Origin of the sequence: Microbacterium psychrotolerans, from assembly GCF_031085295.1 — a bacterium.
Lineage (GTDB): Bacteria > Actinomycetota > Actinomycetes > Actinomycetales > Microbacteriaceae > Microbacterium > Microbacterium psychrotolerans.
Map to the genome: position 1 here is coordinate 65469 of NZ_JAVFWO010000006.1, position 25239 is coordinate 90707.

At 70.9% G+C, this 25239-nt stretch carries 29 protein-coding genes and 1 pseudogene; 14 read left to right on the forward strand and 16 right to left on the reverse strand.

Annotated elements, in window-relative coordinates; translation table 11 throughout:
* Nucleotides 1-49: 49 nt before the first annotated feature.
* Nucleotides 50-661, reverse strand: coding sequence for a dihydrofolate reductase family protein (locus tag Q9R08_RS17930; protein WP_308869536.1), 612 nt, complete (start codon nucleotides 659-661; stop codon nucleotides 50-52).
* Between the two features lie 129 nt (nucleotides 662-790).
* Here Q9R08_RS17930 and Q9R08_RS17935 point away from each other — a divergent pair, with 129 nt between their 5' ends.
* Nucleotides 791-1447, forward strand: coding sequence for a class I SAM-dependent methyltransferase (locus tag Q9R08_RS17935; protein WP_308869537.1), 657 nt, complete (start codon nucleotides 791-793; stop codon nucleotides 1445-1447).
* 46 nt (nucleotides 1448-1493) lie between these two features.
* Here the strand turns inward: Q9R08_RS17935 and Q9R08_RS17940 are convergent, their stop codons facing one another.
* A complete protein-coding gene (locus tag Q9R08_RS17940) occupies nucleotides 1494-2252 on the reverse strand; it encodes a class I SAM-dependent methyltransferase (RefSeq protein ID WP_308869538.1) in 759 nt (252 codons plus the stop codon).
* Nucleotides 2253-2327: 75 nt separating this feature from the next.
* On the opposite strand from Q9R08_RS17940, the gene Q9R08_RS17945 reads away from it, so the two are divergent.
* The gene (locus Q9R08_RS17945; RefSeq protein ID WP_308869539.1) at nucleotides 2328-2930 is read left to right on the forward strand and encodes a 3'-5' exonuclease; all 603 of its coding nucleotides are present in this window, start codon (nucleotides 2328-2330) and stop codon (nucleotides 2928-2930) included.
* A 79-nt stretch (nucleotides 2931-3009) separates the two neighbouring features.
* Nucleotides 3010-4323, forward strand: a complete 1314-nt coding sequence (locus Q9R08_RS17950; RefSeq protein WP_308869540.1) for a DNA recombination protein RmuC — start codon at nucleotides 3010-3012, stop codon at nucleotides 4321-4323.
* 63 nt (nucleotides 4324-4386) lie between these two features.
* On the opposite strand, the gene Q9R08_RS17955 is transcribed toward Q9R08_RS17950, so the two are convergent.
* Both Q9R08_RS17955 and glpX read right to left on the reverse strand, forming a co-directional pair.
* Nucleotides 4387-4599, reverse strand: a complete 213-nt coding sequence (locus tag Q9R08_RS17955) for a UDP-N-acetylmuramyl pentapeptide phosphotransferase (protein WP_308869541.1) — start codon at nucleotides 4597-4599, stop codon at nucleotides 4387-4389.
* A gap of 143 nt (nucleotides 4600-4742) precedes the next feature.
* Nucleotides 4743-5732: a class II fructose-bisphosphatase gene (glpX, locus tag Q9R08_RS17960; protein WP_308869542.1), complete on the reverse strand. Its 990-nt coding sequence runs from the start codon at nucleotides 5730-5732 to the stop codon at nucleotides 4743-4745.
* A gap of 229 nt (nucleotides 5733-5961) precedes the next feature.
* On the opposite strand from glpX, the gene fbaA reads away from it, so the two are divergent.
* On the forward strand, nucleotides 5962-6993 hold the full coding sequence (gene fbaA, locus Q9R08_RS17965) for a class II fructose-bisphosphate aldolase (protein WP_308869543.1): 1032 nt from the start codon (nucleotides 5962-5964) through the stop codon (nucleotides 6991-6993).
* 107 nt (nucleotides 6994-7100) lie between these two features.
* Here fbaA and Q9R08_RS17970 read toward each other — a convergent pair whose 3' ends face one another.
* The 4 genes from Q9R08_RS17970 to Q9R08_RS17985 form a co-directional block, all read right to left on the reverse strand.
* On the reverse strand, nucleotides 7101-7802 hold the full coding sequence (locus tag Q9R08_RS17970; protein ID WP_308869544.1) for a hypothetical protein: 702 nt from the start codon (nucleotides 7800-7802) through the stop codon (nucleotides 7101-7103).
* On the reverse strand, nucleotides 7799-8338 hold the full coding sequence (locus Q9R08_RS17975; protein ID WP_308869545.1) for a sigma-70 family RNA polymerase sigma factor: 540 nt from the start codon (nucleotides 8336-8338) through the stop codon (nucleotides 7799-7801). The genes Q9R08_RS17970 and Q9R08_RS17975 overlap by 4 nt, the downstream gene beginning before the upstream one ends.
* 135 nt (nucleotides 8339-8473) lie before the next feature.
* The gene (locus tag Q9R08_RS17980) at nucleotides 8474-9082 is read right to left on the reverse strand and encodes a DUF6264 family protein (protein ID WP_308869546.1); all 609 of its coding nucleotides are present in this window, start codon (nucleotides 9080-9082) and stop codon (nucleotides 8474-8476) included.
* Nucleotides 9079-10119, reverse strand: a complete 1041-nt coding sequence (locus Q9R08_RS17985) for a 4-hydroxy-3-methylbut-2-enyl diphosphate reductase (RefSeq protein WP_308869710.1) — start codon at nucleotides 10117-10119, stop codon at nucleotides 9079-9081. The genes Q9R08_RS17980 and Q9R08_RS17985 overlap by 4 nt, the downstream gene beginning before the upstream one ends.
* Before the next feature lie 158 nt (nucleotides 10120-10277).
* Here Q9R08_RS17985 and xseA point away from each other — a divergent pair, with 158 nt between their 5' ends.
* Genes xseA through Q9R08_RS18020 form a run of 7 tightly spaced genes read left to right on the forward strand, consistent with a single transcriptional unit; the run spans nucleotide 10278 to nucleotide 16825 of the window.
* Nucleotides 10278-11633, forward strand: coding sequence for an exodeoxyribonuclease VII large subunit (gene xseA / locus Q9R08_RS17990; protein WP_308869547.1), 1356 nt, complete (start codon nucleotides 10278-10280; stop codon nucleotides 11631-11633).
* 10 nt (nucleotides 11634-11643) lie between these two features.
* Entirely contained in the window at nucleotides 11644-11889 is a 246-nt protein-coding gene (locus Q9R08_RS17995) for an exodeoxyribonuclease VII small subunit (protein ID WP_308869548.1), read from the forward strand.
* Entirely contained in the window at nucleotides 11886-12533 is a 648-nt protein-coding gene (locus Q9R08_RS18000; protein ID WP_308869549.1) for a DUF4245 family protein, read from the forward strand. Before Q9R08_RS17995 ends, Q9R08_RS18000 begins: the two co-directional genes overlap by 4 nt.
* Nucleotides 12534-12568: 35 nt before the next feature.
* Nucleotides 12569-13180 (forward strand): carbonic anhydrase, encoded by a 612-nt coding sequence (locus Q9R08_RS18005; RefSeq protein WP_308869711.1) that lies wholly within the window; start codon nucleotides 12569-12571, stop codon nucleotides 13178-13180.
* A 28-nt stretch (nucleotides 13181-13208) separates the two neighbouring features.
* Nucleotides 13209-14618 (forward strand): class II fumarate hydratase, encoded by a 1410-nt coding sequence (locus Q9R08_RS18010; protein ID WP_418001372.1) that lies wholly within the window; start codon nucleotides 13209-13211, stop codon nucleotides 14616-14618.
* A 48-nt stretch (nucleotides 14619-14666) separates the two neighbouring features.
* Nucleotides 14667-16172 carry a sensor histidine kinase gene (locus Q9R08_RS18015; protein ID WP_308869551.1) on the forward strand — a complete coding sequence of 502 codons (1506 nt, stop codon included), beginning with the start codon at nucleotides 14667-14669 and terminating at the stop codon, nucleotides 16170-16172.
* Nucleotides 16169-16825, forward strand: a complete 657-nt coding sequence (locus tag Q9R08_RS18020; RefSeq protein ID WP_308869552.1) for a response regulator transcription factor — start codon at nucleotides 16169-16171, stop codon at nucleotides 16823-16825. The genes Q9R08_RS18015 and Q9R08_RS18020 overlap by 4 nt, the downstream gene beginning before the upstream one ends.
* Before the next feature lie 104 nt (nucleotides 16826-16929).
* On the opposite strand, the gene Q9R08_RS18025 is transcribed toward Q9R08_RS18020, so the two are convergent.
* The 6 genes and pseudogenes from Q9R08_RS18025 to Q9R08_RS18050 all read right to left on the reverse strand — a co-directional run bounded on the left by Q9R08_RS18025 (nucleotide 16930) and on the right by Q9R08_RS18050 (nucleotide 21603).
* A complete protein-coding gene (locus Q9R08_RS18025; protein ID WP_308869554.1) occupies nucleotides 16930-17625 on the reverse strand; it encodes a hypothetical protein in 696 nt (231 codons plus the stop codon).
* A 160-nt stretch (nucleotides 17626-17785) separates the two neighbouring features.
* Nucleotides 17786-19141: a PhoH family protein gene (locus tag Q9R08_RS18030; RefSeq protein WP_308869555.1), complete on the reverse strand. Its 1356-nt coding sequence runs from the start codon at nucleotides 19139-19141 to the stop codon at nucleotides 17786-17788.
* Between the two features lie 259 nt (nucleotides 19142-19400).
* Nucleotides 19401-20531 (reverse strand): aminotransferase class V-fold PLP-dependent enzyme, encoded by a 1131-nt coding sequence (locus Q9R08_RS18035; protein ID WP_308869556.1) that lies wholly within the window; start codon nucleotides 20529-20531, stop codon nucleotides 19401-19403.
* Between the two features lie 36 nt (nucleotides 20532-20567).
* Nucleotides 20568-20696, reverse strand: coding sequence for a hypothetical protein (locus Q9R08_RS18040; RefSeq protein ID WP_418001373.1), 129 nt, complete (start codon nucleotides 20694-20696; stop codon nucleotides 20568-20570).
* Nucleotides 20693-20791: pseudogene (locus tag Q9R08_RS18045) on the reverse strand (isoprenyl transferase); the annotation flags it as partial. The gene Q9R08_RS18040 and the pseudogene Q9R08_RS18045, both read right to left, overlap by 4 nt.
* Nucleotides 20792-20817: 26 nt before the next feature.
* Nucleotides 20818-21603, reverse strand: a complete 786-nt coding sequence (locus Q9R08_RS18050; RefSeq protein ID WP_308869557.1) for an isoprenyl transferase — start codon at nucleotides 21601-21603, stop codon at nucleotides 20818-20820.
* Nucleotides 21604-21713: 110 nt separating this feature from the next.
* Here Q9R08_RS18050 and trhA point away from each other — a divergent pair, with 110 nt between their 5' ends.
* The gene (gene trhA, locus Q9R08_RS18055) at nucleotides 21714-22457 is read left to right on the forward strand and encodes a PAQR family membrane homeostasis protein TrhA (RefSeq protein ID WP_308869558.1); all 744 of its coding nucleotides are present in this window, start codon (nucleotides 21714-21716) and stop codon (nucleotides 22455-22457) included.
* 33 nt (nucleotides 22458-22490) lie between these two features.
* Here the strand turns inward: trhA and Q9R08_RS18060 are convergent, their stop codons facing one another.
* A complete protein-coding gene (locus Q9R08_RS18060; RefSeq protein ID WP_308869560.1) occupies nucleotides 22491-22820 on the reverse strand; it encodes a hypothetical protein in 330 nt (109 codons plus the stop codon).
* A 116-nt stretch (nucleotides 22821-22936) separates the two neighbouring features.
* On the opposite strand from Q9R08_RS18060, the gene Q9R08_RS18065 reads away from it, so the two are divergent.
* Nucleotides 22937-23329 (forward strand): DUF4307 domain-containing protein, encoded by a 393-nt coding sequence (locus tag Q9R08_RS18065; protein ID WP_308869561.1) that lies wholly within the window; start codon nucleotides 22937-22939, stop codon nucleotides 23327-23329.
* 100 nt (nucleotides 23330-23429) lie between these two features.
* Nucleotides 23430-23921: a transcription elongation factor GreA gene (gene greA, locus Q9R08_RS18070; RefSeq protein WP_308869562.1), complete on the forward strand. Its 492-nt coding sequence runs from the start codon at nucleotides 23430-23432 to the stop codon at nucleotides 23919-23921.
* 30 nt (nucleotides 23922-23951) lie between these two features.
* Here greA and ilvA read toward each other — a convergent pair whose 3' ends face one another.
* Entirely contained in the window at nucleotides 23952-25238 is a 1287-nt protein-coding gene (gene ilvA / locus Q9R08_RS18075; protein WP_418001376.1) for a threonine ammonia-lyase, read from the reverse strand.
* Between the last annotated feature and the right edge of the window lies 1 nt (nucleotide 25239).

Consider the following 25239-nt stretch of genomic DNA (forward strand, 5'->3'; position numbering starts at 1 on the left):
GGGCATCCAGTCTACGTTGACGCGTGCCGGGGCCCCGCGCCGCTGGAGGTCAGTCCGGGTCGACGCGCCACCGCATCAGGACGTTGCCCGACTCCTCCCACGTGCGCGTCTCGAGGAGCCTCAAGGCCACCGGCGGCCGGGAGTCGAACAGCGGCACGCCGGTTCCGGCGATCAGGGGGAACGTCACGAGGTGCAGCTCGTCGACGAGCCCCGCGTGCATCAGGTCGTTCCACAGCACGCGGCCGAGAAGGATCAGGATGCCGCGTCCGGCGCGCTCCTTGAGAGCGGCGACCTCGGCTCGTGCGTCGGCGATGCGCACGATCCGGACGTTCTCGTACGGCGCGATGTCGGCTTCGGTGATGGTGTCGGAGACGACGACCTTCTCCACGCCGAGGATGAGCTCCGCGAACTCATGGCGGATGTCGGTGGCTTCGGGGTCCGCCCTCACACGGGTCCAGTAGCCCAGGTTGCCGAGGGTCGAGCGGCGGCCGGCGAGCAGCAGCGTGTCGGAGTCGCGCAGCAGCTCGGACGTGTAGTGATCGAACGAGTCGGCACCGTGATAGTCCGGATGCCAGTGCTCGAAGAACGAGACGATGTCGTGGTCGTCATCCTCGTAGCGGCCGTCGACGGTCACGAAGTTGCAGACGGTGAGGGTGCGCATCCGCTCACCGTAGCGCCGGGCGGCGCGCCCGTGCGAGTGGCCGATGCGCAGCGCGCCCTCGCGGATCCGGAGCCGTGCACCGCCTCGTGGCCCGTTGCCCGAGCACCGGCGCGCCGCGATACTGATCCCGTGGACGAGTGCTGTGCGCCGCACCCACCGGACGGGTTCGATCGCGAGTTCAACGCCCGGTTCGCGCGGCGGCTCGCGCAGCGGTACCGGCGCGAGGGGCTCACGCCGAGCGCGCAGCTGATCCTCGAGTTCGCGGACTCGGTGGGTCTGGAGGGCGCGTCGCTGCTCGAGATCGGCGGCGGGATCGGCGACATCCAGCTCGAGGCGCTCAAGCGGGGCGCGGCGCACACCACCAACGTCGAACTCTCGTCCGCGTACGAGCCCGAAGCTGCGCGGCTCCTCGACGAGGCGGGGTTGCGCGCTCGCGTCACCAGGACGTTGGGGGTCGACCTCGCCGGCGCACCTGAGGGCGTCGAGCCGGCCGACATCGTCGTGCTGCATCGTGTCGTCTGCTGCTACCCGGACTACGAGCGGCTGCTCGGCGCCGCCGCCGGACGTGGAAGGCGCGCCGTGGTGTTCAGCCACCCGACGCACGGTCTCTTCGCCCGCGTGGCGGCTCGCACGATCAACGCCGTGTACGCGCTCACGGGGAATCCCTACCGCGCCTTCGCGCACCCCCCGGATGCGATGGTCGATGTGCTGCGGCGACGCGGCTTCGAACCGCGGTACCGCGGGCGCAGCGGGCCGTGGCACGTCGTCGGCGCGGTGCGCACCTAGCCTGCGCGGCTGTTTCGAGCGCCGGGCGACCCGCCCGGGCGATGCCTCAGGAACGGATGCCGCGGTACGCGTGCGTGACGTACGGCAGGTCGACGACCTCGGCGCCGGTGGCGTCCGTGATGCGGCGCTCGTCGAACAGCCGGCCCACCGCGGCGAGGACGGCGCTGCGGTCGGCGTCGGTGGCGGTGATGACGTAGCTCCGCGACGCCACCATGTCGAGCAGCGCCGCTCGTGTCAGCGAGCGGGTCCAGTGCCACGATCTCGCCTCGAGGCCGTCGAAGGGCTCGGCGACCTGCGGGCCTTCGCCCGAGAGCATCTCCTCGGCGTGGCTGCCGTGCATGGCGGCGGTGAGCCGCCCCACCCACGGGTCGGACTCGTCGCGGATGTTCCAGACGAGCCCGAGGACGCCGCCGGCGCGCAGCACGCGCCCGACCTCCGCCGAGGCGGCGACGGGCTCGACCCAGTGCCACGCCTGTCCGAGCAGCACTGCGTCGACGGACGCGTCGGGGAGCGGCATCCGCTCGCCTGTGCCCACGAAGGTGGGGACACCGTGCACGTGCGTGCGCAGGGCGGCGAGCATGTCGGGGTCGGGATCGATCGCGACGACCTCGGCGCCGGCCTCCACGATGGTGCGGGTCAGCTTGCCGGTGCCCGCGCCCACGTCGGCGACGCGCAGTGCCCGGCCGGGCTCGCGCACGGGCGCCAGCATCCAATCCACCGCCTCGCGCGGGTACTCGGGCCTCCCCGACTCGTAGGCTCCGGCGGCGGACCCGAACGACAGCGACATCTCCTCGCGACTGGCCATGCTCCGACCCTATGACGAGGCCCTCGTGCGGCGCGCCTTCCCCGAGTGCGGCCGACGCCGGGTGAGTCTGGGGAGGTGCCACTGGATTTCACCGCGATCGACTTCGAGACGGCGAACTCCAGCAACGCCTCGGCCTGTGCGGTCGGTCTCGTGCGGGTGCGCGACGGCCGGATCGTCGAGAAGACGGGCTGGCTCATCCGCCCGCCGGCCGGCCACGATGTGTTCTTCGAGCTGAACGTGCGCATCCACGGCATCCAGCCCGAGGACGTCGCGGACGCCGCGACCTGGTCCCAGCAGCTCGCGGACATCGTCGCCTTCGCCGGCGACGACATCCTCGTCGCCCACAACGCGGGCTTCGACATGGCCGTGCTCAAGCGCGCGTGCGACGCGACGGGCGACGACTGCCCCGCCTACCGCTACGCGTGCAGCCTGCAGGTGGCACGCAAGGTCTACCGGCTCGAGTCGTACCGGCTGCCGTTCGTCGCCGCCGAGGCCGGCTTCGCCGACTTCCCCCACCACAATGCGACCGCCGACGCGCTCGCGTGCGCCCACGTCATGATCGACGCCGCGCACCGTGTGGGCGCGACCGACATCGAAGCCCTCACCGAGGCCGTCGGGGTGCGGGTGTCGCAGATCGCGATCGCCGCGGCTCCCGCGATCTCGTTCGCCGTCGCCTAGGGCCGTCTCGTCCGCCGTCGCCGAGCCCCCCGCCGCGCGGCGCGGCCGTCATGTCGGAGGCATCCCCCACTCTGGAGACATGGACGCAGTCGTGATCGGTGTGGTGGTGATCGCCTGCATCGTCGTGGGCGCCGTGGCGGGGTGGGCGGCCGGACTCGCACGCGGCGCGGCGCGCGCCGCCCGCGAACAGGCCGATCTCACGGCACGCCTCGCCGGTTCGGAGGCCGCACGACAGGGGGTGCAGGCCCAGCTCGAGCACCAGCAGCTGCTCTACCGCGAGCTCGCGAGCCAGGCCCGCCACGACCAGGCGGCGCGCGAGGAGCGCGAACGGCGAGAGCAGTCGGTGCTGCGCGCCCTCGCTCCCGTGCAAGAGACGCTGGCCGCCATGCACACCAAGGTCGACGACCTCGAACGCGATCGGCACCTCCAGTTCGGCACGCTCGCCGAACAGCTGCGACGTGCCAACGAGTCCGATGAGGCGCTGCGCGCGACCACCGAGTCGCTCGCGAGCGCCCTGCGCTCCGGCAGCACGCGGGGCGTCTGGGGCGAGACGCAGTTGCGCCGGGTCGTGGAGGCAGCCGGCCTCACCCGGCACGTCGACTTCGATCTGCAGACCTCGATCACGACGGATGCCGGAGCCGGCCGGCCCGACATGGTCATCCGCCTTCCCGGCGACAAGGCCATCGCCGTCGACGCCAAGGTGCCGCTCGACGCCTTCCTCGAGGCCAGCGCGATCCCGCTGACCGCGCAGGGCGCCGAGGCGGCGCGACGTCGCGCCCTGCTCGACAAGCACGTCAAGGCCGTGCGCGCCCATGTCGACGCGCTGGCCCGCAAGACCTACTGGGCAGGTCTGTACTCCAGCCCCGAGTTCGTGGTGTGCTTCCTTCCCAGCGAGTCGCTGCTTGCGGCCGCGCTCGAAGAGGACGCCTCGCTGCTCGACTACGCGTTCGGCAAGCGCGTCGCGCTGGCCTCGCCGGTGAACCTCTGGGCGGTGCTCAAGACCGTCGCGTACACGTGGACGCAGCAGGATGTGACGCAGGAGGCCCGAGCGCTCTTCGACCTCGGCAACCAGCTGTACGAGCGACTGGGATCGCTCGCCTCGCACGCCGACGACCTGCGCCGCGCGATCGAGCGGACCGTCGACAGCTACAACCGCTTCGCGGGATCGCTCGAGACCCGCGTGCTGGTGAGCGCGCGCAAGTTCCCCGGCATCGACGCGACCAAGCTCGACGCCGTGAGCGAACCGGCGACGATCGACAAGTCTCCGCGCCGTCTCACCGCTGCGGAGCTGCTCGACGAGACGCTCGCCGGCATCGACGATGCCACCCCGGCACCCGCGGCCACCGCCGAATTGGGCGAGGTGCGCGCGCGCATCGCGGCACCGGACGAATGAGGGGCGAGCGATGGCGTCGCCCGCGGGCACGAGGCTCCGCCGCGCGGAGCGTGTGCGCAGGACTCAGGCGCCGCCGGGAACGAAGCTCAGGAGCACGATGACGGCCGCCGAGACGCCCACGAAGGCGCCGACCATCCACCACGCGCTGATCTCGTGACCTTCGTCACGTCGCACCCGCAGCAGTACATCGGGGCGGCGCGCCGGATCGATCGCGTTGGCGACCACCGCATGCGCGCCCGTCTGGGGCGACGACGGATCGGCGGACTGCGCAGACATCGTCAACTCCTCGCTTCGGAAACACCGTCGTGTCGCCATCGACACCACAGTCGATTCTGCCAGAGTCCCCCGGCGACGGCGGTCACGAAACAGTCACAGCAGTATCATCTGCCACTTCCGTCACACCGGCATCGCGTCAGAGGTCACAGCCACTTCGACACGAGGTGCTCCGACGAAATGCGGCGGAGCGTGCCGGACGCTCCGCGGAGCACGACGCTCTCGGTGTAGACGTAGCCGCCTTCGCGACGGACGCCCGCCACCAGGGCGCCGTCGGTCACCCCCGTCGCCACGAAGATGGTGTTGTTGCCCTTGACGAGCTCGTCCGCCTCGTACACGTAGCCGTCGAGCTGCAGCCCCGCGTCGACGCCGCGCTGCTTCTCATCGTCGTCGCGCGGCCAGAGCCGGCCCTGGATGTGACCGCCGAGCGCCTTGATCGCGCACGCCGTGACGATGCCCTCCGGGCTTCCGCCGACGCCGACGCACATGTCGGTGCGAGCGTTGTGACGGGCAGCGTTGATGCCGCCGGCAACGTCGCCGTCGCTCATGAGGCGCGTGCCGGCGCCCGCCTCGCGGATCTCCTCGATGAGGCGCTCGTGGCGCGGGCGGTGCAGCACCGACACGACCAGCTCGTCGACGGGCTTGTCGAGGGCCTTGGCGAGCAGGCGGATGTTCTCGCCGATGGGCAGGCGGATGTCCACGACGCCCACTCCGGCGGGCCCGGTGACGAGCTTGTCCATGTAGAAGACGCTGGAAGCGTCGAGCATGGTGCCGTGGTCCGAGACCGCGATCACCGACAGCGCGTTGTTGCGCCCCGCGGCCGTCAGCGAGGTGCCGTCGATCGGGTCGACAGCCACGTCGGCCTGCGGGCCGCGGCCGTTGCCCACGCGCTCGCCGTTGTAGAGCATGGGGGCTTCGTCCTTCTCGCCCTCGCCGATGACGATCGTCCCGTCGAAGTTCACCGTGGTGAAGAAGGCGCGCATGGCATCGACGGCCGCGCCGTCGGCAGCCTCCTTGGCGCCGCGGCCGATGAACGGCACTGCGCGGATCGCCGCCGCTTCCGTCGCCCGCACGAGCTCCAGTGCGAGGTTGCGATCGGGGTGGAGGGGACTCATATCCGCGGTAAGGCTGACCATGCGGTCAGCCTAGCCAGCCTCTCGCCCGATTCACGGGAATTTCACCCAACCGCTATCGAAGGAATCGCGTTTCTTTCCGATATCGCAGGGACGGGTGTTTCCCGCGGCAGCCGAGGCCACGGGCATCCGGTGGGGCATCCGGGGCTTCGGTAGAGTTTGCGTTACGCCCGCAGGGACCAACAGCCTTGAGCCGACACCCCTTCAGACCCGTGAAGATCTAGGAGCACCCATGCCCGTCGCCACCCCGGAACAGTACGCCGACATGCTGGACCGCGCGAAGGCCGGTGGCTTCGCGTATCCCGCCATTAACGCCGCCAGCTCGCAGTCGGTCAACGCCGTCCTGCAGGGCCTCACCGAAGCCGGCTCGGACGGCATCCTGCAGGTGACCACGGGCGGTGCCGACTACTTCGCCGGCCACACCGTGAAGGCCCGCGCGACCGGCGCACTCGCTTTCGCCGCCTACGTCCACGAGGTCGCCAAGAGCTACCCGATCACCGTCGCCCTCCACACCGACCACTGCCCCAAGCCGGCGCTCGAGGACTTCGTGCTGCCGCTCATCAAGGCCTCGGAGCAGGCGGTCGCCGATGGCGGCAACCCCATCTTCCAGTCGCACATGTGGGACGGCTCGGCGGTGCCGCTCGACGAGAACATCGAGATCGCCAAGGAGCTCCTCCCCCGCCTCAAGGCGATCAACGCGATCCTCGAGGTCGAGATCGGCGTCGTGGGTGGCGAAGAGGACGGCGTCAAGCACGAGGGCTCGAACGAGGCGCTCTACACGACCACTGCCGACGTCGCGAAGGCCGTCGAGGCCCTCGGCCTCGGCGACCAGGGCCGCTGGATCGCCGCCCTCACCTTCGGCAACGTGCACGGCGTCTACAAGCCCGGCAACGTGAAGCTGCGCCCCGAGCTCCTCGGCGAGATCCAGGAGGGCATCGCCGCGCAGTTCGGCACCGGTCCCAAGCCGCTCGACCTCGTGTTCCACGGCGGCAGCGGCTCGACCGACGAGGAGATCGCCACGGCGGTCGCGAACGGCGTCGTGAAGATGAACATCGACACCGACACCCAGTACGCCTTCACGCGCTCCGTCGCCGGCTTCATGTTCCAGAACTACGACGGCGTCCTGAAGGTCGATGGCGAGGTCGGCAACAAGAAGGCGTACGACCCGCGTGCGTGGGGCAAGATCGCCGAGTCGGCGATGGCCGCCCGCGTCGTCGAGGCCACGCAGCAGCTCGGCTCCGCCGGCAAGAGCCTCGCCGCCTGACAACGTCCGTCCGGGCAGACCCGGGCACCTCGGATGCCTCGGCACCGGTCCCGCGAAGGACCCGGCGCCGGGGCATCCGTCGTCCCACCCCGCACCGGGGCGGCGCCTCAGTCCCCCGGCTCGCCCCGCAGCAGAACGCGGCCGTCCGAGACCGCTCTCACCTCGATCGAGGCGATGTCGGCGCGGTCCAGGGCCGTGCCGGCATCCAGATGCGCGGTCGATCCGGGCCCGGCGCGCCAGCTCGACAGTTCGCTGGTGGCGCCGTCGGCCGACGTGACGACGAGCACGTACGGCCACTCCTGATCCGCCGCATAGGGGTCGTCGGTCGGCGGGTAGTCGCAGACCATCGAGATCCGCGTGCCCCACGCGACGTCGGTCAGCTCCACCGTCGCACTCAGCGGCACGTCGGTGACCGGCTGGAGCGCGACGACCTCCTCCGGGACGGCTGCGGGGACCACCGACGTCGTCACGGCGAACGCGACCACGACGGCGAGCACCGCCGCGGCGGCGATCCCGCCGCCCCAGGCGAGCATCCTCCGATGGCGCGCGCTGCGCGTGCCCCGGGCCACCATCCGGGCGCGGGCCGCCGGGTCGGGGCCGCCCTCGCCCGCCGGGTCGAGGAGCGACTCGGCGCGGTCCACTCCCACGCGCGCCAGCAGCCCGAGCGCGGGTGCGAGGTCGGCGATCGCGTCTCGGCAGAGGCGGCACTCGTCGAGGTGCGCCTCGTACAGCCGGCGGTCGTCGGAGCTCAGGGCGCGCACCATGTACGCCGCATCCCAGTCGGCGAAGCGGACGTGGTCGGTGTTCATCGCGTCACCCCCTTCTCCTGCAGGGTGAGCCGGAGAGCACGCAGCCCGTAGTGCAGGCGGGACTTGACGGTGCCGGGCGGGATGTCGAGCTCGTCCGCCATCTCGGCGACGGAGAGCCCACGATAGTAGGCGCGGATCACGACGGCGCGGTGCTCCGTCGTGAGCGCGGCGAGCGCCTCCTCGACGAGGATCGCCTCGAACAGCGCATCGGTGGCGTCGGGCGCGGCGCGCTCGGGCACCTCGGCGACGCCGATCTCACGGCGGCGCCGCGCGCTGCGCGCCTCGTCGATGACGAGGTGACGGGCCACCGTGAACATCCACGAGCGCGTGGTCGACGGATCCTGCTCGAGGATCCTGGGCGTCCGCCACGCCCGCAGCAGCGTCTCCTGCACGATGTCGTCGGCACCCGCACGATCGCCGGTCAGATGCACGACGTAGCGCCAGACCGGGGCGGCGTGGGCGTCGTACAGAGCGGCCAGCCGCGCGGCATCGCGGCCGGCGGCGCTGTCACGACTGTCCACGCTGTCGTGCGGCATCCATCACCTCCCGCAGAAGACACGAGACGTGGCACCCGCAGGTTCAGGTGAGCGGCCACGCCCCCGCCGTCATCACGAGTATGGACCTGCGACGAGGCATCGCGGCAGACATACGCACAGCGTGAGCTTCGAGAATCAGCCGCCCGCACTCTCCACGAGCGCCTGCCACACCGCCGGATCGTTCATCAGCGGCACGGCCATCAGGGTGCCGGAGACGAATGTGAACAGGATGCCGCCCACCAGCGGTATCCACCACGTCAGGCGTCCGCGGCGCACGCTCCACCACGAGACCACCGCCGTCGCGCACCAGCCGACCGCGAGGACGAGAACGGCGGCGATCCCCCACGCCCTTCCGGCGGCCGGGTCGGTGATCTGCACGTCGACGCCGAGCATCGAGAGCAGCGTCTCGGCATACGCGCCGTAGTCGAGGAAGGCCGGCACCGACGAGATGACGTTCACCAGACCGTAGGCGAGCAGCGCGAACGTCACGACGCGGTCGACCGGACGAGGACGCCGTTCCGCGGTGGCCGGCGAGGCGGGGACGACAGGATCGGGCGCGTCCGTCATGACCGGCGTCAGCGCTTCCCGCTGCCACGGCGCGGGGTCCTGGATGCGGGCGCGCTGCTCCTCGGGCGTGGCGTACTCGCCGAACTGGGGCTTGGGCCGGGAGGTGTCCGCCGGGCGCGCGTGCGCCACCGGCCGCGCGGGCGGGTCGGACTCGGTGTCGGCGGACGTGTCGCTCATGCGCGACTCCGGCCACCGAGGGCCCGGTCGTCGCGCTTACCGGCGGCATCCGTCCGGAGCTCCTTCGGCAGCGAGAACTGCAGGTCCTCCTCCGCCGTGCGGACCTCTTCGACGTCGCGGTAACCGGCGGCGGCGAGGTCGTCGAGCACCTGCTGCACGAGCACCTCGGGCACTGAGGCGCCGCTGGTGACCCCGACCGTCTCGACGCCCTCGAGCCAGGCCTGCTCGACCTCGTCGGCGTAGTCGACGCGGTAGGCGGCCTTGGCGCCGTATTCGAGCGCGACCTCGACCAGGCGCACGCTGTTCGATGAGTTCGCCGAGCCGACGACGATCACGAGGTCGGCATCCTTCGCGACCTTCTTGATGGCGACCTGACGGTTCTGCGTGGCGTAGCAGATGTCGTCCGACGGCGGATCCTGGAGCTCCGGGAACCGCGCACGAAGGCGCCGCACTGTCTCCATGGTCTCGTCGACCGACAGCGTGGTCTGCGACAGCCACACGACCTTCGACGGATCGCGCACCTCGATGGTGTCGGCTTCGTCCGGCGAGTTCACGATCGTGACGTGGTCGGGCGCCTCGCCCGCCGTGCCCTCGACCTCTTCGTGGCCGACGTGGCCGATCAGGAGGATCTCGTAGTCGTCGCGGGCGAAGCGCACGGCCTCGCGATGCACCTTGGTGACCAGGGGGCAGGTGGCATCGATGGCGCGGAGGCCGCGGTCGGCCGCCGAGTTCACGACGGCCGGCGACACCCCGTGCGCGCTGAACACGACGTGCGCGCCGTGGGGAACCTCGTCGACCTCTTCGACGAAGATCGCCCCCTTGGCCTCGAGCTCGGTGACGACATGGATGTTGTGCACGATCTGCTTGCGCACGTAGACGGGCGCGCCGAAGCGCTCCAGCGCCTTCTCCACGGCGATGACGGCGCGGTCCACGCCGGCGCAGTAGCCGCGCGGGGAGGCCAGGAGCACCCGCTTCTGTCCGGTGCCGGCGATATCCTTGAGCGGTTCGCGCCGCCGCGGGATGCGCGGGACGGGCATGCTCACAGGGGCCTGACTCGCTCGGGTCTGGCCCGCGGTGCTGATGCTCACCCCACGATTCTACGGGCGGGCTCCTGAGCGGGGCCTCCGCGAGACCGCCCGCGATGCCCGACCGTTCGCCGGGAGAGAGCAGCCCGCCCCGGGCACGAAAGGACCGCATGACGACCTTCCAGCCCGCCGCCGTTCCCGGCGAGCCGCCGCCCGCCGACTCGGTGCGGCCGCGAGACTCCTCGCCGCAGGCGCCGACATCGGTGGCCCGCCTCAACGACACGATCCGCGGATTCGTGCAGACGTGGGGCTCGGTGTGGGTCGAGGGCGAGATCACCGGCTGGAATCAGCGCGGCGGCAACGTGTTCGGGCGGCTGAAGGATCTCGTCACCGATGCCACCATCTCGTTCCGCATCTGGTCGTCGACCCGCGACCGGCTGCCGGGTGACCTCAAGGTCGGCGACCACGTGATCGCCTGCGTCAAGGCCGACTACTTCGTGAAGAACGGCGACTTCGGCTTCGGCGTGTCGGCGATGCGCCACGTCGGACTCGGCGACCAGCTCGAGCGACTCGAGCGGCTGCGCGTGCAGCTGCGCTCGGAGGGACTGTTCGACCCGTCGCGCAAGAAGGCCCTGCCGTTCCTCCCGCGCCTGATCGGTCTCATCACCGGCGAGAACTCTGATGCCGAGAAGGACGTCCACCGCAACGCCGAGCTGCGCTGGCCGCAGGTGCGGTTCCAGACGAAGTACGCCGCCGTCCAGGGCGACCGCTGCGTGCCCGAGACGATCGCGGCGCTGAAGGCGCTGGATGCCGCGCCCGACGTCGACGTGATCATCATCGCGCGCGGCGGCGGCGACCCGCAGACGCTCCTCGGGTTCAGCGACGAGCGCCTGGTGCGGGCGGTGGCCGCGGCATCCACCCCCGTCGTCAGCGCGATCGGCCACGAGAACGATCACCCGCTCCTGGACGACGTGGCCGACCTCCGCGCCTCGACACCGACGGATGCCGCGAAGCGCATCGTTCCGGACGTCGCCGAGCAGCGCGCCATCGTCGGCCAGCTGCGTGCGCGGATGAACACGCGCCTGGCACAGCGGATCTCGCACGACATCGCCCAGCTCGAGCAGCTCCGCTCGCGACCCGTGCTGCGCGCGCCCGAGACGCTGCTGACCACCCGCGCGCATGAGGTCGAGCTGCTCGCCGCTCGAGGCCGGGATCGCGTGGACCGCTCGCTCCAGCTGCACGAGCGGCGCACCGCCGAGCTGCGCGCGACCCTCCGCGCGCTGTCCCCCGCGTCGACCCTCGCCCGGGGCTACGCCATCGCGCACCTGGCCGACGGCGTCATCGTGCGAGATGCTGCGCAGGCTCCGGCATCCACCCCCCTCGTGGTCACGGTGGGGCGCGGATCGTTCGCGGCGCACTCGGACGGGGAGATCGCCGAACATTCTCCCGCCGCCGCCGGAGTGGTGGCGCCCGACCCCGCGCAGCCCGATCCGTCGGCGCACGGCGCCCCCTCTGCCGCGAACTAAGATGGAGGCCATGACTGAGACGAGCGGCGCCCTAGAGGACGTCGCTACCCTCTCGTTCGAGCAGGCGCGGGACGAACTGGTCCGCGTCGTCGCCGAACTCGAGCAGGGTGCTCCGACCCTCGAGCACTCCCTCGCCCTCTGGGAGCGCGGGGAAGCCCTCGCCGCACGCTGCGAGGAGTGGCTGCTCGGCGCCAAGCGACGCCTCGAGGCCGCCCGGTCGACGGTCGGCCGCGCGGACGACCAGGAGACGCGATGACACGCGGACCCCGCATCGTCGCCGAGCTCGGCCGCCCCGAGACACCCGAGGAGACCGCCGACCGCAAGGCGGAGTCGTCGCGCGTCTACCGCTCCAGCCAGAACGTGCGCAACCTCATCGCGGCGCTGCTCGCGACGCTGGCGGTCGTCGTCGTCATCATCTTCGCCGTCCCGCGCGGCACTCCCCCCGAGCGCGAGCCGATCGACGTCGCCGCTGTCGCCGGCGACATCGCAGCGTCGGAAGGCCGAACCGTCATCACGCCCGAGCTGTCGGACGGCTGGGTGGTGAACAACGCGCGCATCGAGGGCAACGGCCCGATCCGCGCCTTCACGGTCGTCTACGCCCCCGCCGGCGAGGACGAGCGCGGGTTCCTGCGGGTGGCGCAGGGCTTCGACGCCGACGAGTCGTGGGCCGCCCGCGTCCTCTCGGGCGCAGCCCCTCAGGACACCGTGACCATCGAGGGCATCACGTGGGAGCGCTACGACCTCGACCCCGATCGCACGGGGAACATCACTGTCGCCCTCGAGACCGACGCCGGCGCCGACACGGTGCTCATCTACGGCGCGGCGAGCGAGAAGGCGCTGGAAGAGACGGCGCGTTCCGTCGCCGATCAGATCACCGCACTGCGCAAGGAGGCCGAGTGACCGACCACCCCACGCCCGCGAAGGCCTGGCAGGAGATGCAGCGCGGCAACGCGCGCTTCGTGGCCGGCGAGCCCCGGCACCCCCGCCAGGACGTGGACACCCGTCACGACCTCGCGGAAGGCCAGCGTCCTCGCGCCGCTCTGTTCGGCTGCGCGGATTCGCGCCTGGCGGCCGAGATCATCTTCGACAAGGGCCTCGGCGACCTGTTCGTCGTGCGCAACGCGGGTCAGGTCATCTCCGATTCGGTCGTCGGCAGCCTCGAGTACGCGGTGGCGGTGCTCGAGGTGCCGCTCATCGTCGTGCTCGGCCACGACGCCTGCGGCGCGGTGCGAGCGGCGATCGACATCACCGACCCTGAGGCCGACCCTCTGCCGCCGCACATCTGGCGTCTGATCTCGCCCATCGTCCCCGCGGTGCGCCGCGTCCAGCGCGCATCCGCCGTCGACGGCGTCTACCCCGACGAGATCGACGCCGACGAGGTCGGGCGCGAGCACCTCCGCGACACCGTGGCCGAGCTCCTGCACGCGTCCGAGCTCATCAGCACCGCCGTCGCCGAGGGCCGCCTCGCGATCGTCGGCGCCAACTACCGCCTGGCCGAGGGCACCGCCGTCCCCGACGTGATGGTCGGCATCCCCGACCAGGCCTGATCCGGCTTCCCCCACCCCGTACCGACACATGAGGAACAACGACGTGACCGACATCGAGTACCGCATCGAGCACGACACCATGGGCGAGGTGCGCGTGCCCAAGAACGCGCTCTACGCCGCCCAGACGCAGCGCGCCGTCGAGAACTTCCCGATCTCCGGCGATCGGCTCGAGCCCGCCCAGATCGTGGCGCTCGCTCGCATCAAGAAGGCCGCCGCGCTGGCGAACAAGGAGCTCGGCACCCTCGACGGCGCGATCGCCGACGCCATCGCCGGCGCGGCCGACCGCATCATCGCGGGAGAGTTCGCCGACCAGTTCCCGATCGACGTCTACCAGACCGGCAGCGGCACCTCGTCGAACATGAACATGAACGAGGTGCTGGCGACCCTCGCCACGCACGCTCTCGGGGCGACGGTGCATCCGAACGACCACGTCAACGCTTCGCAGTCGTCCAACGACGTGTTCCCCACCTCGGTGCACATCGCGGTGACGCAGGAGCTCATCGACGACCTCATCCCGGCCCTCGACCACCTGGCGGTCGCCCTCGAGGCGAAGGCCGAGCTCTGGAAGACCGTCGTCAAGTCGGGCCGCACGCACCTCATGGACGCGACGCCGGTCACCCTCGGCCAGGAGTTCGGCGGCTACGCCCGCCAGATCCGCCTGGGCATCGAGCGCGTGCAGGCCGTCCTCCCCCGCGTCGCCGAAGTGCCGCTCGGCGGCACCGCCGTCGGCACCGGCATGAACACCCCGCTCGGCTTCCCGCAGCGCGTGATCGAGCTCATCGTCGCCGACACCGAGCTGCCGATCACAGAGGCCAAGGACCACTTCGAGGCCCAGGCGAACCGCGACGGCCTGGTCGAGGCATCCGGCGCCCTGCGCACCATCGCGGTGTCGCTCACGAAGATCAACAACGACCTGCGCTGGATGGGCTCCGGCCCGAACACCGGGCTCGGCGAGCTGCACATCCCCGATCTGCAGCCGGGCTCGTCGATCATGCCCGGCAAGGTGAACCCGGTGATCCCCGAGGCGACGCTCATGGTGTGCGCGCGTGTCATCGGCAACGACGCGACCGTCGCGTGGGCGGGAGCGTCCGGCGCCTTCGAACTGAACGTCGCCATCCCGATCATGGGCAGCGCGGTGCTCGAGTCGATCGAACTGCTCGCCAACACGTCGCGCGTGCTCGCGGACAAGACCATCGACGGCCTCGAGGCGAACGTCGAGCGCGCCGCGGCCTACGCCGGGATGTCGCCCTCGATCGTGACGCCGCTCAACAAGCTCATCGGCTACGAGGCGGCGGCGAAGATCGCCAAGCACTCGGTCGCGAAGGGCATCACGGTGCGCGAGGCCGTGATCGATCTCGGCTACGTGGAGCGCGGAGAGCTCACTCTCGAGCAGCTGGACGAGAAGCTGGACCTCCTCTCGATGACGCACCCGGGCTGATCCGCCCGCCCCATGCCGCAACCCCTTCGTCGGCGGGATAATCGGGACATGGCCCGAACCCCCCGCCCGGTCCCCGCGCGCGTCAGGATCCTTGCAGCGATCCTCGCCGTCGCGTGCGTCGGCCTGGCGATCGTGGGCAGCGTGACCTTCCTCGTGCAGCGCGAACAGGCGCTCGCGAGCGTCAACGAGCGTCTCAAGGCCCAGGTGTCGTCGCTGGAGGCCGTTTCCGACGACACCGCCGCGGGAGCGCGTGAGGGCGCCTCGGCGGCCACGGAAGCGCTCGACAAGAACGACTTCGACTCGATCGACGAATACCTGAACGCGGTCGTCGCGCGCCTGGTGCCCGCGCGCAACGAGGCCTCGCTGGCGTTGGTCGACGGCGCCCCCCGCTGGGTGCCCTCGACGCTGTCCGGCTTCGACATCTCGGACAACAAGGAGCTCATCGACCGCGTCGTCGCGGAGACGGCCGGCGGCAGCACCGAGATGGGGACGGCGGTCACCGACCAGGGGTCGCTGCGGTACATCGCGATACCGGTGCGCATGGACGGCGACCCGAGCGAGGGACTCTACGTGCGCGCCGTCGATCTCGGAGCCGAGCTGCAGCCCGTCACCTTCGCGATGGGGACCTACGTGATCGCGGCCGTGGCCGTGCTCTTCGCGATCGGCATCGTCGGCTGGTTCGTGACCGGCCGCCTGCTCTCACCGATCCGCCACCTCCGCGAGACCGCCGATGCGATCTCCATCAGCGACCTGTCACGCCGGCTCGAGCCGCAAGGCAACGACGACATCTCCGATCTGTCGCGCACCGTCAACTCGATGCTCGACCGGCTCGAGGACTCGGTCGACGACCAGCGCCAGCTGCTCGACGACGTGCGCCACGAGCTCAAGACGCCCATCACGATCGTGCGCGGTCACCTCGAGCTGATGAACCCGCAGGATGCCGACGACGTGGCCTCCGCGCGTGACATCGGCATCGCCGAGCTCGACCGCCTGACGCGGCTCGTCGAAGACATCGACCTTCTCGCGACGGCCGAGGTGGACTCGACCACACTCGCGGCCGTCGACCTGGCATCGCTGACCGCCCGGGTCGGCGAGCTGGTCGCTGTGATCCCCGGTCATCTCTGGACGATCGAGGCCGTCGCCGACGGCGAGACGACCGGTGACCAGGACCGCCTGCTGCAGGCGTGGCTCCAGCTCGCCGACAACGCTGCCAAATACACTCCCCTGGGCAGCCCGATCGAGATCGGCAGCGCGCGCGACCTCGAAGGCGCCCGGCTCTGGGTGCGCGATCACGGCCCGGGCATCCCCCTGGAGGAGCGGACCAGGATCTTCCGCCGCTTCGACCGTGCACACGTCAAGCGGTCCGTCGGCGGCTCGGGGCTGGGCCTCGCCATCGTCGACGCGATCGCGAAGGGCCACGGCGGCCACTGCGTCGTGACCGACACGCCCGGAGGCGGGGCGACCTTCACCATCCATCTGCCTCCCACGGAGGTCGAGCTGCCGGTGCCCGTTCGTGCCGGAGATGTCGTACTTCAACGGGAGGCAGCGGGATGACCAGGATCCTCATCGTCGAGGACGAGCCGCGCATCGCGGCGTTCGTCAGCCGTGGGCTCGAAGCCGCCGGCTACGAGACGGTCGTCGTCGAGGACGGCCCCGAAGGCCTCGAGGCCGCGCTGCGCGGCGACGCCGATCTCGTGCTGCTGGACGTGGGCCTGCCCACGATGGACGGCTTCGATGTGCTCCGCGAACTGCGCGCCCGCGGTTCGGCGGTGCCGGTCATCATGCTGACCGCGCGCTCGAGCACGCGCGACACCGTGACCGGACTGGATGCCGGGGCCAACGACTACGTCCCCAAGCCGTTCACCTTCGAGGAGCTTCTCGCACGCGTGCGTTCGCGGTTGCGCGAGAGCGTTCCGCAGCCCGGCGTGTCGATCTCGCACGGTGACGTGGTCCTGGACATCCTCGCGCGGCGCGCGACCGTCGCCGGACGCGAGATCGATCTGTCCGCGCGCGAGTTCTCGCTGGCCGAGCAGTTCCTGCGCAACCCCGGCCGCGTGCTCAGCCGCGAGCAGCTGTTGAGCCGCGTGTGGGGGCTGGACTTCGATCCGGGCTCCAACGTCGTCGACGTGTACGTGCGGTATCTCCGTGGAAAGCTCGGGTCGGACCACATCGTCACCGTTCGCGGCGCCGGCTACCGCTGGGAGTGAGGCGGGCGCCGCGCTGGGCGATCGGCTCCCCCGCGCACGAAGAAGCCCCCGGTGCTGGGGGACACCGGGGGCTGTGAAAGGCCGGACTGGGGGATCCGGCCGTATCAGTCGCGCTTGTCTGGGGAATTGCGCGACTGGTCTTTCTTCGCGTCGTGATCGGCGCCATTGCCGTTCCCGACGTTTCCGCCCGCATGCGCGGGACGATCTGGGCCGTTCGAGCGGCGATCGGCTGAGGACTTCTGCTGCTCCACGGGTGCGACCAGGTTCTGCTGGCCGTCGGACTGCGTCTGCACCGGACGCTCGGCAACCTCGCTCTTCTCGGCCAGCTCGCGCTCCAGGCGGGACACCAGCGCATCGGTTCTCGCCGTGGTCCACCCGTGCGCGGCCGCCCAGGAGCGGAGCTCCTCCCACGACCCGGCCGCCTTCGCCGCGGCGATGACAGGCTCGATGTCGGCGGGCGCGGCGGGCTGGGCACGGTCGGGGGCCGCGGGCGCGTTGGCGGTCGGCCGGGAGCCGTCCGCTGCGGGCGGCTGGGCGACGACCAGCGGTGCAGGTGCTTCCGCCACTTCGGCGTCGGCCGGAGGAACCAGTGCCGCCGGGGTGACTGCCGGGGTGGCCGAAGGAGACGGCGACGGCGACGGGGACGTCGCGGCGGGAACGACGACATGCTCGGACGCCAGGCTCGTGCCGGGTGAATCGGCCAGCGCCATGGTGTTCGCGAGAGCGACCGCAGTCACGACGGCGATGCTCGCAGCGACGGCGGTCACGCCACCGATCACGAGCCCCGTGCGTGCTTCCACGTCTCTGCTGCCTCCCATGTGCGGATCGAGTTCCCCTCCATCCATGGTGGCAGACCGATGGCAGCGCAAGTGCCACCAGCGATGAGACTCTTCTCATGCGCCGACGGCGCTGTCGGCCGGCATCCCGGCCGGCAGCGCCGTCAGTGCAGCTGCGGGTCTTCTAGGCGAGCTCGCCCGCTTCCAGAAGGTCGGTGACGAGGGCGGCGATGGCGGACCGCTCGGAGCGCACGAGCGTGACGTGGCCGAACAGCGAGTGCCCCTTCAGCGTCTCGATGACCGAGGCCACACCGTCGTGACGACCGACGCGCAGATTGTCGCGCTGGCCCACGTCGTGGGTGAGCACGACGCGGGATCCCTGCCCGATCCGGCTCAGCACCGTGAGCAGCACGTTGCGCTCCAGGGACTGCGCCTCGTCCACGATCACGAAGGCGTCATGCAGCGAGCGACCGCGGATGTGCGTGAGCGGCAGCACCTCCAGGAGACCGCGCTCGATCACCTCGTCGAGCACGTTGCCCGAGACGACCGAGCCCAGGGTGTCGAAGACCGCCTGGCCCCAGGGGTTCATCTTCTCCTGCTGGTCACCCGGCAGATACCCGAGCTCCTGCCCGCCGACGGCGAACAGCGGCCGGAACACGATGATCTTGCGCTGCTGCTGTCGCTCCAGCACCGCCTCGAGTGCCGCGCACAATGCGAGGGCCGACTTGCCCGTGCCGGCGCGCCCGCCGAGCGACACGATGCCCACCTCCGGATCGAGCAGCAGGTCGATGGCGATGCGCTGCTCGGCCGAGCGCCCATGCAGCCCGAAGACCTCCCGATCGCCCCGGACCAGGCGGAACTCGCCGTCGCCGATCACGCGCCCGAGTGCGGAACCGCGCTCGGAGTGGACGATCAGCCCGGTGTTCACCGGAAGTCCCCGGACGTCCTCGCTGACGGCGACTTCGCTCTCATACAGATCGCTGATGTCGTCGCCTGACACGTCGATCTCGGAGATGCCCGTCCAGCCCGAGTCGACGGCCTGCTCCGCGAGGTACTCCTCCGCGGTGATGCCGAGGGACGCCGCCTTCACCCGCATGGGAAGGTCCTTCGAGACGACCGTGACCTCCTGGCCGTCCTGGGCGAGATTCATCGCGATGGCGAGGATGCGGCTGTCGTTGTCGCCGAGACGCATGCCCGAGGGCAGGACCGTGGCGTCGGTGTTGTTGAGTTCGACGCGCAGCGTGCCGCCCTGACCGACGGGGACCGGGAAGTCGAGTCGGCCGTGCTCGACGCGGAGCTCGTCGAGGTGACGCAGCGCCTGCCGGGCGAAGTAGCCGATCTCGGGGTCGTGCCGCTTGCCTTCTAGCTCCGTGATCACCACGACGGGGATCACGACGCTGTGCTCAGCGAAACGGAAGAACGCCCGTGGATCGCTCAGCAGCACCGATGTGTCGAGAACATAGGTGCGCAGGTCCTGATCGGACTCCGCGACCTGCTCGAGATCCTGACTGCGCTGCTCGTGTGGTGCTCGTGTGGTCACAACCCACTCCCGCCCCGGGTGATTCACCCGGCAGTCACGAGTCGACCAGGGTACCGAGTCGTAGATCGTGAAGTCGCGATCCGTGAGGCCGACCCGACCGGGCTCCTTGCCCGATGGCCTCACGCTACGACCGCCCGCCGACATTGCGCGCGCCCGACACGCTGGAATCATGTGACGATCCGGTGAACGGATGCCGCGATCGTGCGGCCGGTCGCCCCGGCCATCGCCCGGCCGACCCGGCGTCAGCTCGAGAAGGGCGTCACCACACCCGAGCGGACGAGAACGCCGCGAGCGCATCTCCGAACAGCCGCAGGGTGTCGGCGCCGGTGCCGACGTGCGGCGCGACGCGGATGCGGCCGGCCCTCGCGGTCACCGTCAGCCCGTGGTTCGCGAGCGACGCGGCGAGCGGCGCCGCATCCTGCGGTGCGGGTTCGAGCGTCACGATGCCCGCGCGGCGCTCGGGCTCGCGGGGTGTCACCACGGGCACCTCGTAGCGGTCGGCGAAGAACATGACGTCCGCCGCCCGCGCCGACAGCTGCGATTCGATCTGCGCGACCCCGACGTCGGCGACCTCGCGCAGCGCGGTCGCGAGGCGGGCGGCGGCGAGCGTGTCGGGTCCCGAGATCGAGAAGGCCTGCGCAGAGGCGGACGGCGCCGGCACGGCGTCGACGGGCAGTTCGCCGTCCACGCCGCGGAAGCCCGAGAGCACCGGGGCGATGCGCTCGAGCGCACGCTCGCCGAACCAGGAGAAGCCGGTCCCGCGGCCGGCGCGGAGCCACTTGTATCCGTGGCCGCAGACCACGTCGGCCGCGAGGTAGTCGGCCTCGACCATGCCGAACCCCTGGATGGCGTCCACGATGAGAAGGCGATCCCCGATGACCTCGCGCAGGGCGGAGAGGTCGGTGCGGTATCCGGTACGGAAGTCGACGAGGCTGACCGCGACCGCACGGGTGTCGTCCGAGAGGGCCGAACGCACCGCATCGGGTGTCATGAACCCGTGGGCAGGCTCCACCCACTGCAGCTGGAGCGAGCCGAACGCCTCGGAGGCGCGCGTGGCGGCGACGGTGAGGCTGGGGAACTCCCCCCGCCCGAGCATGAGCCCTCCAGCCAGGCCGTAGACGGCGTGCATCAGCCCGTACGTGGTGGACGGCTGCAGCACCACCTGCTCGGCATCCGTGCCGATCAGTTCGGCCACGAGCTCCCGGGCCTCGCGCACGTGGTCGGCGACGAGCTGGACGCTCGTGCGCCGGCCCGAGCCGAGCAGCTCGGTGTCGCCCTGCGCTTCGCTGCGGACCGCAGGAGAGAGCGGGCCGAACGCCGCCCAGTCCAGATACCCGGGTTCCCCATCGAACGACGCCAGATAAGAATCCAGATCGGTCACGCCGATCATTCTGGCAGAGCCGCGAGCGGCGGTGTGACGGAGTGCTCAGCCCCCGAAGCGGCGCTCCCGCGAGGTGAAGTCGCGGATGGCGCGCAGGAAGTCCACCTCGCGGAGGTCGGGGCCCAGCGCCTCGACGAAGGAGAAGCTCCGTGTGGGATAGACGCGGTCGGTCACCCCCCGAAGCGGCGCTCCCGCGAGGTGAAGTCGCGGATGGCGCGCAGGAAGTCCACCTCGCGGAGGTCGGGCCCCAGCGCCTCGACGAAGGAGAAGCTCCGTGTGGGATAGACGCGGTCGGTCACCCCCCGAAGCGGCGCTCCCTCGAAGTGAAGTCGCGGATGGCGCGCAGGAAGTCCACCTCGCGGAGATCGGGCCCCAGCGCTTCGACGAAGTAGAACTCCGAGTGCGCCGACTGCCACAGCAGGAAGTCGCTCAGCCGCTGCTCGCCCGACGTGCGGATCACGAGGTCGGGATCGGGCTGGCCGCCGGTGTAGAGATGCTCCCCGATCTGCTCGGGCGTGAGGCTCGCGGCGAGCTCCTCGAGGGATCCGCCCTGCTCGTCGTGCTGCGCGATGATGCTGCGCACAGCGTCGACGATCTCGCCGCGTCCGCCGTAGCCCACCGCGAGGTTGACGTGCATGCCGGTGTGGTCCTTGGTGCGGGCTTCGACGTCGGCGAGCACCCGTGCGAGATCGCCCGGCAGTGCGACGGCACGACCCACGTGCTTCACGCGCCAGTCGCGCTCGTGCGACAGCTCTTCGGCGAGTTCGGCGATGATCTCGATCAGATCCGACAGCTCGCGTGAGTCGCGCTTGCGGAGGTTGTCGTTCGAAAGCAGGTAGAGCGACACGACGCGGATGCCCACGTCGTCGCACCACCGCAGGAACTCCTTCATCTTCGCCGCTCCTGCGCGGTGGCCGTGCGCGGCGGAGTCGTAGCCGAGCTGCTTGGCCCAGCGGCGGTTGCCGTCGATCATCATCGCCAGGTGGCGGGGCACCGCGGCCGGATCGAGCCGGCGACGAAGGCGGTTGATGTAGAGGCGGTAGAGGGGCCCTCTGCCCTCGTTCGTCTCGCCGCGCGCCACAGACCTACGCTACCCCTCGCGCGCCGCGGACCCTAGCGCGGCCGCCGCCCGACATCCAGGGGTCCGGCTATGTTCCCCGGCCGGCATGCGGCGCCGTCTACGCTGAAGTGATGAGCCGTCATCGCAGTAGCCCCCGGGCCCCCGAGGTCCCCGTGCTGCCCCTGATGGATGCCGCCGCCGTCGACGCGGCGACGCCCGATCTCAAGCCCTCCTGGCGCGGCTGGATCCATGCGGCCACATTCCCGATCGCCGTCGTGGCCGGCGTGGTGCTGATCGCGCTCGCGCAGGGCGCACCTGCCAAGTGGGCCTGCGCGGTGTTCATGGCCACGTCGCTGCTGCTGTTCGGCAACTCGGCGCTGTATCACCGGTTCGACTGGAACCCGAGGACCAAGGCGATCCTCAAGCGGGTCGACCATGCCAACATCCTGCTGCTGATCGCCGGCACCTACACGCCGATCGCGACGCTCGCGCTGCCGCCGCAGAAGGGCGCGCTGCTGCTCGTGCTGGTGTGGAGCGGAGCGCTCGTCGGCATCCTGTTCCGGGTGTTCTGGATCAACGCCCCGCGCTGGCTCTACGTCGCGCTCTACCTCGCGCTGGGCTGGGCGGCGGTCATGTACCTCGTCGACCTGTTCGAGGCCAACGCCGCGATGATGATCCTCGTCGCGGTCGGCGGGCTCCTCTATACCGGCGGCGCCATCGTCTACGCGCTCAAGCGGCCGAACCCGTGGCCCGGCCACTTCGGGTTCCACGAGATCTTCCACGTGTGCACGGTGCTCGCCTTCCTCTGCCACTGGACGGCGTGTCTGCTGATCGCCCTGAACCCGCTCTCACCCTCGCTCGGGCTCCCGGGCTGACCCCTCCGGTGCCGCGGTGCGGCACCATGTGCCTCAGCGCTTCGGAGCAGGCCCGCCGGGGTCGTCACCTCGGGTCTCGTCGTCCGCCGGATCGATGCTCTCGTCGTCGACCTCGGTGGCCTCGGTCGCCCGCGCCGCCTGCTCCTCGGCATCCAGCTCCTCCTGGATGTCGGCGCGCACGCGGCCGCGGCGGATGCGGCGCATCATGTCCCACACCAGCAGGATGACCGCGATCGCGATGAACGCGGTGACGACGAAGCCGACGACGCCCGGCGTCACGATGTCGGGATCGACTTCGGCGGGCGAGGGCGTCGGCGTCGGAGTCGCCGCGGCGCTCAGGAAGGCGACGATCGCGTGCTGCATGAGGTCCTCGCTCTGCCCGCGGAACGGGCGGTGTCGTCGGGGGTGCGCGCGAGCGCATAGCCTGGAGTTCCAGCCTAATCTTTCCGATCCGGGCCGATGAGACGTCAGGGAGCGGCGTGACCACGCAGGACATGCTCGACGAGCGCTACGGCCGTCAGCGATCCCCGGGGCGTCGCTGGGCGATCGCCGCCGGCATCCTCGTCGCGGTCGGTGTCGTCGCCCTGTTCGGCTGGTTCACGGTGCAGAACGCCCTGGACGCGGTCGACTCCGACACGACGTCGTTCGAGGTCGCCGACGAGCACTCCGTGACGCTCGGATTCCAGATCACCGCTCCCCCCGGATCGGCGGTCGCCTGCGCGATCGAAGCGCAGGACGAAGAGCACGGAGTGGTCGGCTGGAGGGTGGTCGAGCTGCCCGCCTCGGAGCTTCATGCCCGGGCCTTCCGCGAGGTCATCCCCACCACCGCGCTGGCGACGACGGGTTTTGTCAACTCCTGCTGGGTGACGTAGTCTGACGGGACATCAGTCGAATCGCGCCCTGGCCGTGAGCCAGGGCGTTCGGTTTATGCCCGTGCCGTTCCGCACGCCGGGCCCAACGAAGGAGTCAGCCGTGTCCACCGACGCCCCCGTGACCTTCCTCACCCAGGACGCGTACGACCGCCTGGCCGCCGAGCTCGAGCACCTCTCGACGACCGGCCGCGAGGAGATCGCCAAGCGCATCGAGGCCGCGCGCGAAGAAGGCGATCTCAAGGAGAACGGCGGCTATCACGCCGCCAAGGACGAGCAGGGCAAGCAGGAGGCCCGCATCCGGACTCTCCAGCACCTGCTGAAGACCGCCACAGTGAGCGAGGCTCCGCAGAGCACCGGCGTGGTCGAGCCCGGCACCGTCATCACGGCGATCATCGCCGGCGGTGAAGAGGTCTTCCTCCTGGGCAACCGCGAGATCGCCGTCGGCTCGGAGCTGGACGTCTACAGCGAGGCCTCGCCGCTGGGCACCGCGATCCTCGGCCGCAAGGAAGGCGAGAAGACCTCGTACACCGCTCCGAACGGCCGCGAGATCGCCGTCGAGATCGTCAAGGTCGAGACCTACAACGGCCAGTAGCAGCCGGCCCCCGCGCGCGCGTCGCGCGCGCTAGTCGGGGACGACCGTCGGCGCGTAGCCGGCATCCTCGAGCACCGAGATGACGTGCGCACGGTGCTCCTCGCCGCGCGTCTCGACGCTCAGCTGCAGGATGACCTCACTGATCTGCAGCCCCTGCCCGTGCCGGGTGTGCAGCACCTCGATGACGTTCGCGCCGGCGATCGCCAGCAGCTCCGACACCTGCGCGAGCTGACCGGGCCGATCCGGCAGCGGGATGCGCAGGGTCATGTACCGGCCGGATGCCGCCAGCCCGTGGGCGACGACGCGCTGCAGCAGCAGCGGGTCGATGTTGCCGCCTGACAGCACCGTCACGGTCGGGCCGCTCGCCACGACCTTGCCCGCGAGGATCGCGGCCACGCCGACGGCGCCCGCGGGCTCCACGACCTGCTTGGCTCGCTCGAGCAGCACGAGCAGGGCACGGGCGATGTCGTCCTCGGTGACCGTGACCACCTCGTCGACCAGGTCGCGGATGATCTCGAACGGCAGGTCGCCCGGCCGCGCGACGGCGATGCCGTCGGCGATGGTGGGCAGCGTGGGGATCTCGAGCGGGTGCCCCGCAGCGAGGGAGGCCGGGTACGCGGCGGAGTTCGCCGCCTGGACGCCGATGACCCGGATGGTCCGCCCCTCGGCGGCCGCGCGGGCCTTCACGGCGGCGGCGACGCCGGCGATGAGCCCTCCCCCGCCGATGCCCAGCACGATGGTGTCGAGGTCGGGCAGTTCGTCCATGAGCTCGAGGCCCAGCGTGCCCTGGCCCGCGATGACGTCGTGGTGGTCGAAGGGGTGGATGAAGACGGCGCCGGTGCGCTCGGCGAACTCGGCGGCCAGCCGCAGCGGCGTCTCGACGGTGGCACCCTCGAGCACGACGTCGGCGCCGTACCCGCGCGTGGCGAGCAGCTTCGGTACGGGCACGCCGAGCGGCATGAAGATCGTCGCGCGGATGCCGAGCGCCTTGGCGGCGAGCGCCACACCCTGAGCGTGGTTGCCGGCCGAGGCGGCGACCACGCCGCGAGCGCGCTCCTCCGCCGTCAGCCGCGACAGGCGATACGTCGCACCGCGGATCTTGAACGAGCCGGTCCGCTGCAGGTTCTCGAGCTTCAGATGGACCGGCACCCCGAGCACGTCGGACAGGTGCTGCGACTCGTCGAGCGGGGTGTGGGCGATGACGCCTTCGAGCGTGGCCTTCGCATCCTCGAAGTCCGCGAGGGTCGGGACCGCGAACGCCGACGAACCGGCGTCTGCGGCGGCGGCCGCGGGCCGGGCGTGGCCGGCGGGAGACATG